Source organism: Nocardioides sp. (assembly GCF_014360585.1).
Lineage (GTDB): Bacteria > Actinomycetota > Actinomycetes > Propionibacteriales > Nocardioidaceae > Nocardioides.
Map to the genome: position 1 here is coordinate 36,208 of NZ_JACIXG010000009.1, position 14,985 is coordinate 51,192.

Here is a 14,985-nt window from a genome sequence, read left to right on the forward strand (position 1 = left end):
TTGGGACTAGAGCACGTTGTAGGTGCTCGTCGGCCCGTCACCGACGCCGAACTCCTCTGCCAGCCTCGACGGCGCACCCGCGCTGTCGAGGCTGGCCTCCACCCGGCGGATGTTGCGGGCCGAGGGGTAGGCGAAGAAGGCCATCAGCGCCAGCGAGACGACCGCGCCGATGACGTAGGTCATCAGCTGGCCATCGGTGAGGACGAAGGCCAGCGCGAGCGAGGCGATCGCGACGACCTCGCTGAGCACGAGCCGGAGGAACATCGAGGTCTGCTGCCTCTGCAGGCCCTCGCGCGTCGCCTGCTCGGGCGGCGTGCCCGGTGTGATGGGCACGACCTGGAACCCGATCGTCGAGCAGAGCACGAAGATCACGACCCCGGCCGCGACCTGCCCGCCGATGACGTACGCAGACGGCAGCGTCAGGTCGGCCTCGGGCACGCTGAGGGCGACGACGACCCCCAGAACCACCAGCATGGACATGAACGTGAGCGCCAGCATCCTGGCCGTACGCATCGGGGGTGTGGGCATCGGAGCTCCTCATCGGCCAACAGGTGAGGGAAAACCTAGCGGACTCCGGCTGCCCGTCGCCGGACGGACACCGCGGCCCGAAGGACTGTTCGCCTCTCGGGCCGCGGTGACGCGGTCAGGCGCGCCAGGTGATGAGCGCGTCCAGCGCCTCGATCCGCTCGCCGGAGACCAGCAGTGGGTTGACCTCGAGCGACTCGAGGTCGTCGCCGAGAGCGACCGCGATCGCGCCGAGCCTCGCCACCACACCGGCCAGCGCCTCCAGGTCGACCGGAGCCTGCCCGCGTGCGCCCCGGAGGACGGCGGCGCTGCGCAGCGACTCGAGCGCCTGCCGGGCGTCGGCCTCCGAGATCGGCAGCAGCCGGAGCTGGGAGTCACCGAGGATCTCGACCCAGATGCCGCCCATGGCCACCGCCAGCGTGAGGCCCCAGGACGGATCTCGGACGACGCCGACGAGCAGCTCGGTGCCACCCGAGCGCATCGGCTGGACGATCGTCGTGGTGCCGTCGTGGCCGGCCTTCGCCAGGGAGTCGGCGATCCGCTCTGCCGCGGCACGGACCGACTCCGCATCCGGCAGACCGAGCTCCACGCCGCCGAGGTCGCTCTTGTGCTCCAGGTCGTCGGCCGCCGCCTTGAGCACCACGGGGAAGCCGACCTCCTCGGCGAGACGAGCGGCCTCGTCGGGGGAGGTGGCGACCCGGGACGGCACCATCGGGATGCCGTTCGCGGCCAGGAACCCGGCGGCATGACGCTCGGTCCAGGTCCCGACCCGGGCCGGCAGCCCGTCCGGCACCTTCACCTCGACCGAGACCGGCCTGTCCGTGCCCGCCTGATGGCGGCGGTAGGTCTCCGACCAGCGCACCGCGTGGCCCAGCGCGGTCATCCCGTGCTCGATCCCGCCCGCGATCTGCGGATAGTTCGCCGCCTCCCGCAGGGCCCGCCCGGTCTCGCTCACGTCGACCAGGACGTTGCCCACGATCACCACCGGCTTCGGCGAGGAGCGGATCACCCCGCCGGTGTGGCGGTAGGTCTCCACCGCCAGGTCGAAGTCCGGTGTCGCCCGGGGCATGTCCTGAAGCAGCATGATGACGTCGACACCGGGATCGGCAGCAACCACGCCGAGCGACTTCGCCATGAGCTGGCGGTCGAGCAGCACGTAGCCGGTGACGTCGAGCGGGTTGTTCGGTGTCGCGAACGGTGGCAGTACGCCCCGCAGCGCCGTCGTGGTCGCCTCGGCGAACTCCGGCAGCTCGAGCCCCTCGTCCTCGGCACGGTCGGAGATGATCTCGGAGGCGCCGCCCGAGGGGGTGACGACGCCGATCCGGTTGCCGGGGAGAGGGCCGGTCTCGGCGAGCATGCCAGCGGTCACCATCAGGTCCTCCAACGAGCTCACGCGGATCACCCCGAGCTGGCGGAACGCGGCGTCGACGGTCTTGTCGTCACCCACCAGCGCGCCGGTGTGGGCCTGAGCGGTCCGAGACGCCTTGACGCTTCGACCGATCTTGAGAGCCACGATCGGTTTGCCCGCTGCCAGGGCCCGCCGGGCGATGTCGGCGAACTCCTCCGGGTGCCGGATGCTCTCCAGGAAGAGCGCGATCACCTTCGTCTTGGGAGAGTCGACCAGCGCGTTCATCACGTCGGTCACCGACATCACGGTCTCGTTGCCCATCGAGACCAGCAGCGAGATCCCGATGTTGCGTGCCTGGGCGAATGCCAGCACGTTGCTGGCCAGCGCACCGCTCTGCAGCACGACCCCGACCGAACCGCCCAGGAGCGGCGGCGGGATCGGCAACCCGTACGGGGTGATCGAGTCGGCCGCGTTGATGAACCCGTTCCCGTTGGGACCGAGGACGATGAGGTCGTGCCGCCGGGCGAGGTCGGCGACCTCCTGCTCGCGGACCGTGCCCTCGCCGCCGACCTCCCCGTAGCCGGCGGTGAGGATGACGTAGTTCCGGATGCCGCGGGCCGCGCCCTCTTCCAGGACGCGCGGCACGACCTCGATCGGCGTCATGACGTAGGCCAGGTCGACCGGCCCGGGGATGTCGGAGAGGCTGCGGTGGGTCTCGACGCCGTGGACCACGGGCGTCTTGGGGTTCACCAGGTGTACGTCCCCGGCGAAGCCGTGCTGGAGCAGGTTGTTGTAGGTGCTCATGGACCAGCCCGACTTGTCGGTCGCCCCGACCAGGGCGACCGACTTCGGACGGAAGAACTCCTGCAGTCGATCGGCGTCGAGCGTGCTCATGGCGCCACCTCCGTAGCGCAGGCGCCAGAATACGGACGCGGCGCCCTGAAGTATCCGATGGTCGCTCGCTTGCGCTCGCTCATGCCAACGACGCTCCCACCTTGATGTGCCCCTTGAGCAGGTTTCGGGCGATCGTACGGCGCTGGATCTCGTCGGTGCCCTCGAAGATGCGGAGCAGGCGCAGCTCCCGGTACCAGCGCTCCAGGGGAAGCTCCTTGGTGTAGCCCATGCCGCCGTGGATCTGGAGGACGCGGTCGACGACCCGGTTGGCCATGTTGGTGCCGTAGAGCTTCGCGATGGACGAGGTGTGCCGGGCGTCCATCTTGTTCTCGACCTGCCAGGCGGCGTGCAGGGTCAGCCAGCGGGCGGCCTCCAGCTCGACGGCGCTGTCGGCGATGTGACCCTGGATGAACTGGTAGTTGGCGATCGGCTGACCCATCGACTGCCGGTTGTTGGCGTGCTCGATGGCCATCTCGAGCATGCGCTCGGCGGCACCGATGGCGCCGGCGGGGATCATGAAGCGACCGTTGCCGATCCACTGCATCGCCAGCTCGAAGCCCTTGCCCTCCTCGCCGAGGATGTGGTCGTTCGGGACGCGGACGTCCTGGAAGCTCAACGCGCCCGGGCCCCACTCACCCATGGTCGGGATGGGCGTGGACTCCCAGCCCATCGCCCGGTCGACCAGGAAGCAGGTGACACCGCCGTCGGCGCCCTTCGCGGGGTCGGTGACGGCGAAGACCATGACGAAGTCGGCCTCGTTGCCGTTGGTGATGAAGGTCTTCTCGCCGTTGATCACCCAGTCGTCGCCGTCCCGGACCGCCTTGGTCCGGATGTTGCGGGCGTCGGAGCCGGCGCCCGGCTCGGTGATGGCGAAGCAGCTGCGGCGCTCACCCTCGATGGTGGGGATGAGGTACTCCTGCTTCTGCGCCTCGGTGCCGGCGTAGAGGATGTTGTCCGCGCTGCCGCCGAAGCGGAACGGCACGAAGGTGCGGCCGGCCTCGCCCGCGATGATCGCCGACATGACGGCTCCCGCGGCCATCCCGCCGTACTCCTCCGGGGTGTTGATGCCCCAGTAGCCGTACTTGCGGGCCTTTGCCTGCAGGTCCTTGAGCTGGCCCGGCTCGAGGGCCGGCCGGCCGTTCCGCTCGTTGAGGAGAACCTGGTCCTCCAGTGGCATCACCTCTTTGGTGATGAACTGGCGAACCGCCTCCTTGACCGCTCGATGCTCTTCTCCCAGCGCGAAGTCGATCATGCCCGCTCCTTCAGTTAGAGTGAGTTTCTAGAATCATTTTCTAGAATGGACTATGAGAAGCGTCACGCAGTCGCGGTTCGTCGTCAAGAGGAATTGCGCATATTCTGAGAAGATCCCGCAGGACGACGAGGAGTGAACGATGTCGCTAGAGGTCGAACAACAGAGCCCCGGAGGGCGTCGTTGGGCCAAGACCGAGGAGACGCGCCGTCAGCTCTTGGACGCTTCTCGGGAGGTCTTCGCCGAGAAGGGCTACACGGTGGCGAGCGTGTCCGACGTCGTCGCCCGCGCGGACTCCAGCGTCGGCAGCGTCTACCACCACTTCGGTGGCAAGGAGCAGCTCTACCTCGCGCTGTGGGAGGAGTACGTCGGCAGGCTCGCCGCCGCCGCGGCCGCGAGCGTGGCGAAGCTCCGCAAGAGCGGGGTGGAGGCGCCGCTGGACCAGTTCGAGGCCGGGGCACTGGCCTACCTCGATGCGGTCTGGGAGGACCGCGAGCTGCTGCCGGTCTTCTACGCCGGCGACGGCCCTCCCGGGTTCGAGGTGATGCGCCGACGCCGCAACACCGAGTGGGTCCGCCGCAACCTGCAGGTCCTCGGCCTCGGTGGCAGCGACGAGGACAAGCTGCTCGGTGCGATCCTGACCGCTCTCATCGGTGAGGCGGCCAGGATGACGGCCGGGTGCGAGACGAAGCGCCAGGCGCGGCGGGTCTCCCGGCACGCGATCGTGCTGGCACAGCGCCTCTTTGCCGGAGAGATCGCCGAGGGTGTTCCGCAGGCCTCCGAGTAGGCCTGCGGGTCTCGTCAAGCTCGACCATCGGGGCCGACGGTCAGCGCCAGGTGGCCAGGCCACGGTCGATGACCACGGTGCCGTCCTCCTTTCGGGTCTGGAAGGCGGTCGTGGTGTCGTCGACGCGCCACATCGCGACCTGAAGGGTCTCCCCGGGAAGGACCGGTGCGGAGAAGCGTCCGCTCATCGTCGCCAGCCTGTCCCCGTCGCCTTCGGCGATCGTGCGGACCAGCGCTCGGCCGGTGACCCCGTAGGTGCAGAGCCCGTGCAGGATGGGGCGTTCGAAGCCGCCTCGCGCCGAGAAGCGTGGGTCCGAGTGGAGCGGGTTGCGGTCGCCGCTGAGGCGGTAGAGCAGGGCCTGACCGGGCCAGGTCGGCATCGTCGCCAGGTCGTCGGGATCACGCTCCTGGATCGGCGACGCGACCTTCGGGCCAGGATCGCCGCCGAACCCGCCCTCACCCCGGATGAACACCGAGCTGCGGGTGGTGACGACGGGCTCGCCCGTTGCCGGGTCGACCGCCTCGGCCTGGCTCGTGACCAGGGCCCCCGACCCCTTGTCGTACATGCCGGTCACCTGGGAGGTGAGCGAGACGGTCCCCTCCGCGGTCAGGGGGCGGTGCAGGACGACCTCCTGCTCGGCGTGGACCAGCATTGCCGGGTTGAAGTCGCCCATCCTCCTCCCGCCACGTCTGGCGCCCCAGGTGACCATCACGCCGAAGGTCGGCAGCACCTTCTGCTCCGGGCACGCGTCGTCGCCGTGCTCGGTGGTGTAGGCCAGGTCGGTCAGTGGGTCGTCGTGCCCTGCGCCGACACCGAGGGCGTAGAGCAGCGTCTCGGCGCTGGTCCAGGATCGCTCCTCCGGCTCGGAGCGTACGCCGACAACGGACTGGTCGAGACTCATGCCGCCGCCTCCGTCGAGGTGAAGAAAGGATACGGAACCGGCGGCCTGAGGCCTATTGTCGCTCGCTGACGCTCGCTCATGCCTCAGGAGTCCTTCCGCTGGTGAGCGAGTTCGACCGGGCCTCCGCGATCATGCTGGGGAGCACCACGTCGAGCTCCTCGACGGTCCACGGCCCGTCCTTCTCCTCCGTCGGGCCGGCGACCCAGCCCTCGGCCACGCTCACGTGCCCACCGCGTACGTTGAAGACGCGACCGGTCACCTCGCGCGCCGACGGCGAGGCCAGCCAGGCGACGACGGGGGAGACGTTCTCGGGCGCGCCCGGGTTCCACTCGCCCTCGGCCACCTGCGGCCGGTTGGGGTTGAGGTTCTCCGTCATCCGGGTCAGCGCGGCCGGTGCGATCGCGTTGACCGTGATGCCGTAGCGGCGCAGCTCCTGGGCGGCGATCACGGTCATCGCCGCGATGCCCGCCTTGGCGGCGCCGTAGTTGATCTGCCCGGGGTTGCCGTAGATGCCCGAGGAGGACGTGGTGTTGATGATCCGGGCATCGACGTCCTCGCCCTGCTTGGAGAGCTCGCGCCAGTGCTGGGCGGCCACGCTCATCGGGGCGAAGGTGCCGCGGAGATGGACCTTGACCACGGCGTCCCACTCGTCGATGGACATGTTGACCAGCATCCGGTCGCGCAGGATGCCGGCGTTGTTGACCAGGACGTCGACCTTGCCCCACTGGTTGAGGGCGTCCTGGAACAGCTTCTGCGCGCCTTCGGGATCGCTGATGTCGCTGCCGTTGGCGATCGCCTCGCCGCCGAGTGCGCGTACCTCCTCGACCACCTGCTGGGCGGGGTCGTCGGCCTTGCCGGTGCCGTCGAGGCCGGCACCGAGGTCGTTGACCACGACTGCGGCTCCGCGCCGCGCGAACTCGAGGGCGTGGGCTCGGCCGAGTCCACGCCCGGCGCCGGTGATGATGACGACCTGTCGGTCGGTGTGTGCCATGGGTCTGCTCCTTCGGGTGGTGGGGTCAGGGCTGGTTGGCGAGGATCAGGGTCGCCGCGCTCATGAACATGCCGCCGTTGCCGAGCACCAGGCTGGTGCTGACGTCGTCGACCTGCGCGGCGGCCTCGCCGCGCAGCTGGCGTACGGACTCCTGGATCGCGAACATCCCGTACATGCCGGTGTGGGTGTAGGACATGCCGCCGCCGTTGGTGTTCATGGGCAGCCGCCCGCCGGGCGAGGTGTGGCCATCGGCGATGAACGCCCCCGACTCCCCGCGCCCGACGAAGCCCATGTCCTCGAGGCCGTAGAGGGGGACGTGCGCGAAGGCGTCGTAGATCATCAGGTGGTCGATGTCGGCCGTCGAGGTGCCCGACTCCTTGAACGCCGCCTGGCTGGACAGCGTGAACTGCTTGCAGCGGGTCATGTCCTCCATCTGCGAGATCAGCGGGGTGGTGGCCGCCTCGCCGGTGCCGAGGATGTGGACCAGCGGCTTGTCGCTGCCGTGCGCCTCGGCGAACTCGCGGGAGGCGACGACCAGCGCTCCACCGCCGTCGGTCACCAGGCAGCACATCAGCAGCGTGAACGGGTCGGCGATCATCTTGGCGCCGAGGACATCGTCGACGGTGACCTCGTCCCGGAACGTCGCCCGCGGGTTGCGGGCGGCCCAGCGCCGTTGCGCGACCGCGACCTCGGCGAGCTGCTCGAGGGTGTTGTCGGTCTCGTGCAGGAACCGGCGGGCGGGCACGGTGAAGCTGGTCGGCGGGCCGACGATCCCGTACGGCATCTCGAACTGCGCCATCACCGAGTCGTTGGCGCGCGGGTACGGCGGTGCGCCCACCCGGGACCGGCCGGACTCGCCGTGGGTGATCAGCACGACGTCGGCGTAGCCCGCCTTGATCGCCGCCGTCGCGTGACGTACGTGGAAGAGGAAGGAGGAGCCGCCGACGCCGGTGCCGTCGACGTAGGTCGGGGTGATCCCGAGGGCGTGCGAGACCTGGATCGGGCCGGGGACCGAGACCGACGCGATGCCGTCGACCTGGTCCTTGGTCAGGTTCGCGTCGGCGAGCGCCCGACGCGCGCCCTCGAGGTGCAGCTCGAGGGTCGAGGTGGTGGGCAGCTTGCCGATGTCGGTCTCGGCCGCGCCCATGATGACGACTTCGCGACCCATCAGGCGCTCTCCTTCCCGGCGTTCTCAGGCACAGGGGCGAAGACCGGCACGGCAGCGCCCGTACGCTGCTCGAAGCGGACCTCGACCGGCATGTCGAGCTCGAGCGTCTCCGGATCCGCGTCGACGAGGTTGGTCATCATCCGAGGGCCCTCCTCGAGCTCGACCACGGCGATCACGGTCGGGACCGGGAAGCCGGGGGCGGGGCGGTGGGAGACGACGTAGGTGTGCAGCAGGCCCTTGCCCGAGCAGGTGACCCACTCGAGATCGGTGGAGCCGCACTGCGGGCAGGACGAGCGCGGATAGAAGAAGACCTGGTCGCACGGTCTGCACCTCGGCAGGTCGAGCCGGCCGGCGGCGGTGGCGTCCCAGTAGGGCTGGGTCTCCGGTGTCGCCCGGGGCGCGAACCGCGCCTCCGGAGACACCTCTGGGGTCGCCGTTCTCGTTGAGTGCTGGGTCATACGGTGCTGCCTTTCTCCCGCATCCGGACGGCGCGAGTGTCGAGGAAGTGAAGGATGGCCTCGACCGAGGCCCGGGCGGCCGGACGGCGTTGGTCGTCGACCTTGGCGTAGACGTGGTCGGTGATCTGCTCGCGGGCCACGCCGTCGGCCAGCAGCCCGGCGACCTGGTCGATCCGTCGCTGCCTGTCGGCGATCCGCGCATGCAGGTAGGTGGTCGGCTCGCGCACCGCCGGCCCGTGGCCCGGCAGCAGGATCCAGTCGTCGTCGACCAGGTCGGCGATCCTGGCCATCGAGCCGAGGATGTCCGCGACGGTGCCGTCAGGATGCGAGATGTAGGGGTTGAACCGGGCCAGCACGGTGTCGCCGGTGAGCATCACGCGGCGGTCGCCGAGCGAGAAGCTCACGCCGTCGGAGGTGTGCCCCGGGGTGGAGAGGGTGCGGATCTCCGTACGTCGGCCCAGGTCCAGCCGGGTCCCGTCGGGGATGACCCCCTGCTGGACCCGTGGTCTGATCGGGGCCTGCCAGCGCTCGGCGACCGCGCTGGCGGCCTGGGAGTGGTCGCCGTGATGGTGGCTGAGGAGGATCGTCTCCACGCGGGCACCCGCATCGCGGACCACCTCGTCGATCCGGTCCAGATGGCCGGGGTCGGTCGGGCCGGGGTCGATGACCACGGCCCGCCCGTCCCCGACGACGATCCAGGTGTTGGTGCCCTCGTACGTCCAGTGGTTGGCGTTCGGCGCGAGCAGGAGGTGGACGCCGGCGGTGACCTCCACCGGCTCCCCGGGTCTCGGCGGCGCCCCGCCGACGTCCCACATCGCCTCGATGCGGCACGAGTCGTCCCGACGGTGCTCGTTCTGGACGGGAGGGCGGCTGCTCACTCCTGCTCCATCCACATGTTCTGGAGCTCGCGGGAGGAGTAGTCCGGGTGCGGGTAGTAGTTGTGGACCTTGCCCGAGTAGAGCGTCTGGGTGTCGTAGGCGTAGAGCGGCAGCGGGGTGGAGACGTTCTCCATGATGTAGCGCTCGATGTCTTGCAGCGCCTTCTCCCGCTCGGCCTCGTCGGTGATGACGCGCTGTGCGGCGACCATCTTGTCGAGCTCGGGGTCGTTGACCCGGGACCAGTTGCGGGTCCCGGTGCTGGTGTACTCCGAGGTGAGATACTCGTCGGCCGTCAGCATGGGGGTCTGCAGGCCGTACATGATGTCGTACTTCGTCTCCGGCCACGTCGAGCTGACGTAGGTGGCGTAGTCCTGCTGGTCGATGGTCAGCTTGATGCCGACCTTGCCCAGGTCCTCCTGGATCCACTGGGCCTCGCGCAGGATCGTCTCGCCGTAGCCGTCGGTGGCGACCAGCTCGGCCTCGAAGCCGTCCGGGTACCCGGCCTCGGCCAGCAGCTCCTTGGCCTTCTCGGGGTCGTACTCCAACAGCTCGTCGACCTCGTCCTGGGGCAGCGAGCCGAACAGCGTCGGGGTGATCGGACCGGTGAGGCTCCCACCGGATCGCAGAGCCTTGATCATCCCCTCCTTGTCGATGGCGTGCGCGACCGCGCGCCGGACCTCGAGCTTGCTGAAGGGCCCCTCCGCCGCGTTCATGAAGACCCGGGTCTGGGTGATGCCCTTCTCCGTACGCAGCTGGAGCCCGTCGATCTGGCTGAGGAGCTGTTCGACCTGGCGCTTCTCGGTGGAGAGCGAGGAGATCATGTCGAGCTTGCCGCTGCGCAGCGCGGCGATCTGCGCCTGGGCGTCGGGGAGCACGGTGGTCTGGATGCCGTCCAGGTGGGGGAGACCCTCGACGAAGTAGTCGGGGTTCTTCTCCATGACCCGCTCCTGGTCGCGCTTCCAGCTCTTCAGCACGAACGGCCCGGTGCCGATGGCCTCCTCGGCGAAGCTGAACTCACCCGAGGTGCCCTCGCAGGGGAGGATCGACATGAACGGGTTGGCCATCGTCTGGTCGAAGCCGGTGTTCGCCGAGGCGAGTGTGAAGACCACGGTGTACGGGTCGGGGGTCTCCAGCTTGGCCACGTTGGCGACCAGGCCGAGCTGGTGCCCGGGCAGGCTCTTGATCCGGTCCACCGTGCACTTCACGTCGGCCGAGGTGAGCTCGCGACCGTTGACCGGCGGCTTGTCATGGAACTTGACGCCCTGACGGAGGTTGAAGGTCCAGGTCTTCAGGTCGTCCGACTTCGACCACTTCTCGGCCAGGTCGCCCTCGAGCTCGCTCGAGCCGTACTCGACGTCCTTGCCGGTCTTCGGTGCGACCAGCCGGCTGTAGACCGTGCCGACCGCGACGTGAGTCATGTAGGACGCCTCCTTGTGGATGTCCAGCGAAGGCGCGTCGGTGGTTGCCGCCGTGTGCAGGATGCCGCCGTCCTGGGGCGGCCCGGCATCCTCGACGATCTCGCCTTTCCCGGAGGCGTCTGTGCCCGTGCCGCAGGCGGCGGTGAGGGCGAGGCAGGCGGCGGCCACGGCCGCGCCGGCGGTCCGAACCGGTGATCTCTGGAGGCGAAGCATGGGGTGGGACATCACGGACTCCTTGGATGGGATGGGCTATCGGCGCTGTTTGGGGTCGAGGAAGTCACGCATGGCGTCACCGAGCAGGTTGAACGCCAGGACGGACACGGAGAGGATCAGGCCGGGAACGACGGTCATCCACGGAGCGATCTCGAGCTGGCTGCGGCCTTCGCTGAGCATCCGGCCCCACGACGGTGTGGGAGGAGGGGTGCCGATGCCCAGGAAGCTGAGCGCGGACTCGGCGATGAGGATGACGGCGAAGAGCAGAGAGCCCATGACGAAGAGCGGGGCCATCAGGTTGGGGAGCCCGTACCGGAGCAGGATCCGCGGGGTGCTGCAGCCGACCGAGCGGGCGGCCTCGACGTACGGCTCCTCGCGGATGCGGAGCATCTCGCCGCGGGCGACTCGGTTGATCGAGGGGATAACGAGCAGGCTCAGGGCGATCACGGTGTTGCGTACGCTCGGCCCGAGTAGGGCGGCGACGAACAGCAGCAGCACGATCGAGGGGATCGCCATCAGCGCGTCCATGATCCGCTGCAGGACGGAGTCGATCCAGGTGCCGCCGAAGTAGCCCGAGACGACGCCGACGATCAGGCCGATCACACCGCCGAGCGCGAGCGTGGAGACCGCGATCAGCAGCGAGGTCCGGGCACCGTAGAGCGAGCGGCTCAACACGTCGCGGCCGAGCTCGTCGGTGCCGGCGGGGTGGCCGCCGACCCCAGGAGGCGTGAGCAGGTTGACCCGGTCCTGGGCGAGCGGGTCGTACGGAGCGATCCAGGGCGCCAGGACCGCGACCACCACGAAGAGCGTGATCAGGAAGAGGGCGACGGCGCCGAGGGGCTGCTCCGTGGCGAACCGGACCAGACCGCCGCGGGCCTTGGGGTGGCGGGCTGCACGCGCGGCCCCGGAGATGGCGATGCTCATGGCGCCACCCCCGTAGCGCAGGCGCCAGAATACGGACGTGGCGCCCTGAGGTGCTCGATGGTCGCTCGCTTGCGCTCGCTCATGCGGAGGCTCCTTCGTACCGGATGCGGGGGTCGATGACCGCGTAGAGCAGGTCGACCACGACGTTGACGAAGATGAAGATCGCGCCGTAGAAGATGACGCAGCCGAGGATGACCGGGTAGTCGCGCTGCCCGACCGCCTCGAAGATCAGGGATCCCATTCCCGGGATGGCGAAGATCCGCTCGAGGATGACGGTGCCGCCGAGGATGCTGCCGACCTGCAGGCCGAGCACGGTGAAGACCGGGATCATCGAGCTGCGGCCGGCGTGCTTGAGCACGACCACGCGCTCGGAGGCTCCGCGGGAGCGGATGGTTCGGATGAAGTTGGAGCCGAGCACCTCCAGCAGCGAGGACCGCAGCATCCGGGCGATGCTCGCCATCGTCGCGGCGCCCAGGGCTATCGCCGGGAGCAGCATGTGGATGAGGTTCTGGCTGAGGTTCTCGGTTGGAGAGGCGTAGACCAGAGGTGGGGACCAGCCGAACCACAGGGCCAGGAAGGTGATCAGGAGGAGCGCCAGCCAGAAGTTCGGCAGCGACATCCCGATGACCGCCAGGAAGCGCATGACGTTGTCGATGAGGCTGTGGTGGCGGATCGCCGAGATCAGGCCGAACGGCACTCCGAACAGGACGCCGAAGAGGATGGCCAGCAGGCCGAGCTCGAGGGTGGCGGGGAGGCGTTCGAGGATCTTGGTCGTGACGGGACGCCCGTCGTCGAACGAGGTGCCCAGGTCGCCTTGGACCAGCCCGCCCACGAAGTGGCCGAACTGGATCAGGACCGGCTCGTCCAGGCCGAGCTCGGTGGTCCGTTGGTCGATCTGGGCCTGGGTGACGCCGGGTGCGTCGGCCAGCTGGAGCCGGACGACGTCGCCGGGGATCAGTCGGATGATGAGGAAGACCAGGGTGGCGACCAGGGCGAGGACGAGCAGGCCGTAGGTCAGGCGTCGTCCGGCGTAGAGAAGCATGCGATCACCTCGCGGGAGCGGGGTCGAAGAGGTGGCAGGCGACGCTGCTGACCTCGCCCGGGGCGCCGATGGTCAGCAGCTCCGGCTCGTCGCGGTCACAGCCGTCGATGCTCTGGCTGCAGCGTGGGTGGAACCGGCAGCCCGAGGGCGGCCGTCGCGGGCTGGGGATCTCGCCGGCCAGCGGCGTACGCAGCTGGTGATGGGCGTCGGGGGACGGGATCGACGCCATCAGCGCCTGCGAGTAGGGATGCCTCGGTCGCGCGCTGATGTCGTCGGCGTGGGCGACCTCGGCGAGCTTGCCGAGGTACATCACACAGACACGGTCGGAGATGTAGCGCACCACGTTGAGGTCGTGGGCGATGAAGAGGTACGAGAGCCCGAGCTCGCGCTGGACCTCTTTGAGCAGGTTGAGCACCTGCGCCTGGACGGAGACGTCGAGGGCGCTGACCGCCTCGTCGCAGACGATCAGGTCCGGGTCGGTCGAGAGCGCGCGGGCGATCCCGATGCGCTGAGCCTGACCACCGGAGAACTGATGGGGGTAGCGCTCCAGGGCGTACGAGGGCAGCCCGACCAGGTCCAACAGCTCCTTCGCGCGGCGGATGCGGCTGGCCCGGTCGCCCATGCCGTGGACGACCATGGGCTCGGTCAGCACCTGCGCGATGGTCATCCGTGGGTTGAACGAGCTGACCGGGTCCTGGAAGACGAGCTGCATGCGCTTGCGAAGCTGGGTCAGCCGGCTCTTCGACAGTGCGGCGATGTCCTGGCCGTCGAAGGTGACGGAGCCGCTGGTCGGCTCGATCAGCCGAAGGATCAGGCGACCGAGGGTCGACTTGCCGGAGCCCGACTCGCCGACCAGACCGAGCGTCTCGCCGCGCTTGATGGTCAGGGAGACCCCGTCGACGGCCCGTACCGGAGGCCGCTGGGGCGTGAAGAGGCCCTTTCCGTCGCCGAAGTGCTTGACGAGTCCGTGTGCCTCGACGAGCGGAGCCGCGTCGGGAACGATCATCGGGCCACCTCCACCATCGGCTCGAGGACGCCGTGGCCCTCGTCGGGACGCCAGCAGCGGACCTGTCGCCGGTCGAGGTCGCGCAGCGGCTGGGGCTCTCCGCACTCGGGGCCGGCCTCGGAGCAGCGGGTCGCGAAGCGGCAGCCGCTGGGCATGTCGTTGAGCGCGGGGACCGCGCCCGGGATCGCGGGCATCTCCTGGTCGCGCGGGGTGTCGCGTCGCGGGATCGCATCGAGCAATGCGCGGGTGTAGGGGTGCTGGGGCCGGTCGAGGATCTCGTCGGCGGTGCCCGCCTCGACGACCTGCCCGGCGTAGAAGACGACCACCCGGTCGGCCATCTCGGCGACCACACCCATGTCGTGGGTGATGAGCATCAGCCCGACCCCGGTCCGGTCCTGGAGGTCGCGGATCAGGGCGAGCACCTGGGCCTCGACGGTCACGTCGAGAGCGGTGGTCGGCTCGTCGGCGATGAGCAGGCGCGGGTCACAGGCGAGGGCGCCGGCGATCATGACCCGCTGCCGCTGCCCGCCGGAGAGCTGGTGGGGATATGCCTTGACCTTGGCTTCGGGCTCCGGGATACCGACGAGATCGAGCAGCTCGACGGCGCGCTGGCGAGCTTGCCGCTTCGTGACGTCGTGGTGGATCCGATAGGCCTCGACGAGCTGATGCCCGATCGTGAAGAGCGGGTCGAGCGAGGTCATCGGGTCCTGGAAGATCACCGAGATCTCCTTGCCCCGGACGCTGCGCATCTCGCTGTTGGAGGCCCCGGTGATGTCCTTGCCGTTCCAGGTGATCCGGCCGCCGCTGACCCGACCGTTGCCCAGCAGCCCGAGAACGGCGAGCGCGGTGACGCTCTTTCCCGACCCGGACTCGCCGACGATGGCGACGGTCTCTCCGGCGTCGATCCAGAGGTCGACCGCGTTCAGGGCCTCGACCGTGCCACCCCCGGTCCGAAATTCCACATGGAGGTCCTCGATCCGCAGAAGCGGCTCGTTCGCGGACCCAGTCGGTGCTCTCATATCGGACCCTCCCGTTCGTTCCGCGATCGGGCGCCGGTCGCGGATGCTGGTGGCTCAATCTAGAATCACGCTCTAGGATGGGATTCATCATTGGGTCGCCGAACGGGTGTGTCAAGGGTCACAATCCGGATATCGGACTTTCTTTCCAGGACGCCCTCGTTCGG

General features: G+C 69.2%; 14 protein-coding genes. 1 reads left to right on the plus strand and 13 read right to left on the minus strand.

The window, feature by feature from the left end:
- Nucleotides 1–6 precede the first annotated feature (6 nt).
- The 3 genes from H5T77_RS05185 to H5T77_RS05195 form a co-directional block, all read right to left on the minus strand.
- On the minus strand, nt 7–528 hold the full coding sequence (locus H5T77_RS05185; protein ID WP_292645951.1) for a hypothetical protein: 522 nt from the start codon (nt 526–528) through the stop codon (nt 7–9).
- A gap of 115 nt (nt 529–643) precedes the next feature.
- Nucleotides 644–2,767, minus strand: coding sequence for an acetate--CoA ligase family protein (locus H5T77_RS05190; RefSeq protein ID WP_292645954.1), 2,124 nt, complete (start codon nt 2,765–2,767; stop codon nt 644–646).
- Nucleotides 2,768–2,846: 79 nt separating this feature from the next.
- Nucleotides 2,847–4,019: an acyl-CoA dehydrogenase family protein gene (locus tag H5T77_RS05195; RefSeq protein ID WP_292645957.1), complete on the minus strand. Its 1,173-nt coding sequence runs from the start codon at nt 4,017–4,019 to the stop codon at nt 2,847–2,849.
- A 139-nt stretch (nt 4,020–4,158) separates the two neighbouring features.
- Between H5T77_RS05195 and H5T77_RS05200 the strand changes: the two genes are divergently transcribed.
- Nucleotides 4,159–4,803, plus strand: coding sequence for a TetR/AcrR family transcriptional regulator (locus tag H5T77_RS05200; protein WP_292645960.1), 645 nt, complete (start codon nt 4,159–4,161; stop codon nt 4,801–4,803).
- Nucleotides 4,804–4,843: 40 nt separating this feature from the next.
- Here H5T77_RS05200 and H5T77_RS05205 read toward each other — a convergent pair whose 3' ends face one another.
- The 10 genes from H5T77_RS05205 to H5T77_RS05250 form a co-directional block, all read right to left on the minus strand.
- Nucleotides 4,844–5,704 (minus strand): MaoC/PaaZ C-terminal domain-containing protein, encoded by an 861-nt coding sequence (locus tag H5T77_RS05205; protein WP_292645963.1) that lies wholly within the window; start codon nt 5,702–5,704, stop codon nt 4,844–4,846.
- A 76-nt stretch (nt 5,705–5,780) separates the two neighbouring features.
- Nucleotides 5,781–6,695: an SDR family oxidoreductase gene (locus H5T77_RS05210; RefSeq protein ID WP_292645966.1), complete on the minus strand. Its 915-nt coding sequence runs from the start codon at nt 6,693–6,695 to the stop codon at nt 5,781–5,783.
- 25 nt (nt 6,696–6,720) lie between these two features.
- Nucleotides 6,721–7,863 (minus strand): thiolase C-terminal domain-containing protein, encoded by a 1,143-nt coding sequence (locus H5T77_RS05215; protein WP_292645969.1) that lies wholly within the window; start codon nt 7,861–7,863, stop codon nt 6,721–6,723.
- Nucleotides 7,863–8,321, minus strand: a complete 459-nt coding sequence (locus H5T77_RS05220; protein WP_292645972.1) for a Zn-ribbon domain-containing OB-fold protein — start codon at nt 8,319–8,321, stop codon at nt 7,863–7,865. The genes H5T77_RS05215 and H5T77_RS05220 overlap by 1 nt, the downstream gene beginning before the upstream one ends.
- Entirely contained in the window at nt 8,318–9,199 is an 882-nt protein-coding gene (locus H5T77_RS05225) for an MBL fold metallo-hydrolase (protein ID WP_292645975.1), read from the minus strand. Before H5T77_RS05225 ends, H5T77_RS05220 begins: the two co-directional genes overlap by 4 nt.
- Nucleotides 9,196–10,842, minus strand: a complete 1,647-nt coding sequence (locus H5T77_RS05230; protein ID WP_292645977.1) for an ABC transporter substrate-binding protein — start codon at nt 10,840–10,842, stop codon at nt 9,196–9,198. Before H5T77_RS05230 ends, H5T77_RS05225 begins: the two co-directional genes overlap by 4 nt.
- A 24-nt stretch (nt 10,843–10,866) precedes the next feature.
- Complete coding sequence (locus tag H5T77_RS05235; RefSeq protein ID WP_292645980.1) at nt 10,867–11,754, minus strand: ABC transporter permease; 888 nt, start codon at nt 11,752–11,754, stop codon at nt 10,867–10,869.
- 79 nt (nt 11,755–11,833) lie between these two features.
- The gene (locus H5T77_RS05240) at nt 11,834–12,796 is read right to left on the minus strand and encodes an ABC transporter permease (RefSeq protein ID WP_292645983.1); all 963 of its coding nucleotides are present in this window, start codon (nt 12,794–12,796) and stop codon (nt 11,834–11,836) included.
- A gap of 4 nt (nt 12,797–12,800) precedes the next feature.
- Complete coding sequence (locus tag H5T77_RS05245; protein ID WP_292645985.1) at nt 12,801–13,802, minus strand: ABC transporter ATP-binding protein; 1,002 nt, start codon at nt 13,800–13,802, stop codon at nt 12,801–12,803.
- Nucleotides 13,799–14,821, minus strand: coding sequence for an ABC transporter ATP-binding protein (locus tag H5T77_RS05250; RefSeq protein ID WP_292645988.1), 1,023 nt, complete (start codon nt 14,819–14,821; stop codon nt 13,799–13,801). The genes H5T77_RS05245 and H5T77_RS05250 overlap by 4 nt, the downstream gene beginning before the upstream one ends.
- Between the last annotated feature and the right edge of the window lie 164 nt (nt 14,822–14,985).

Coding starts and splice junctions, on each gene's coding strand:
- H5T77_RS05200 (WP_292645960.1), top strand. CDS start 4,159: ATGTCGCTAGAGGTCGAACAACAGAGCCCCGGAGGGCGTCGTTGGGCC.
- H5T77_RS05215 (WP_292645969.1), bottom strand. CDS start 7,863: ATGGGTCGCGAAGTCGTCATCATGGGCGCGGCCGAGACCGACATCGGC.
- H5T77_RS05185 (WP_292645951.1), bottom strand. CDS start 528: ATGCCCACACCCCCGATGCGTACGGCCAGGATGCTGGCGCTCACGTTC.
- H5T77_RS05195 (WP_292645957.1), bottom strand. CDS start 4,019: ATGATCGACTTCGCGCTGGGAGAAGAGCATCGAGCGGTCAAGGAGGCG.
- H5T77_RS05210 (WP_292645966.1), bottom strand. CDS start 6,695: ATGGCACACACCGACCGACAGGTCGTCATCATCACCGGCGCCGGGCGT.
- H5T77_RS05230 (WP_292645977.1), bottom strand. CDS start 10,842: ATGTCCCACCCCATGCTTCGCCTCCAGAGATCACCGGTTCGGACCGCC.
- H5T77_RS05245 (WP_292645985.1), bottom strand. CDS start 13,802: ATGATCGTTCCCGACGCGGCTCCGCTCGTCGAGGCACACGGACTCGTC.
- H5T77_RS05235 (WP_292645980.1), bottom strand. CDS start 11,754: ATGAGCATCGCCATCTCCGGGGCCGCGCGTGCAGCCCGCCACCCCAAG.
- H5T77_RS05220 (WP_292645972.1), bottom strand. CDS start 8,321: ATGACCCAGCACTCAACGAGAACGGCGACCCCAGAGGTGTCTCCGGAG.
- H5T77_RS05190 (WP_292645954.1), bottom strand. CDS start 2,767: ATGAGCACGCTCGACGCCGATCGACTGCAGGAGTTCTTCCGTCCGAAG.
- H5T77_RS05250 (WP_292645988.1), bottom strand. CDS start 14,821: ATGAGAGCACCGACTGGGTCCGCGAACGAGCCGCTTCTGCGGATCGAG.
- H5T77_RS05240 (WP_292645983.1), bottom strand. CDS start 12,796: ATGCTTCTCTACGCCGGACGACGCCTGACCTACGGCCTGCTCGTCCTC.
- H5T77_RS05205 (WP_292645963.1), bottom strand. CDS start 5,704: ATGAGTCTCGACCAGTCCGTTGTCGGCGTACGCTCCGAGCCGGAGGAG.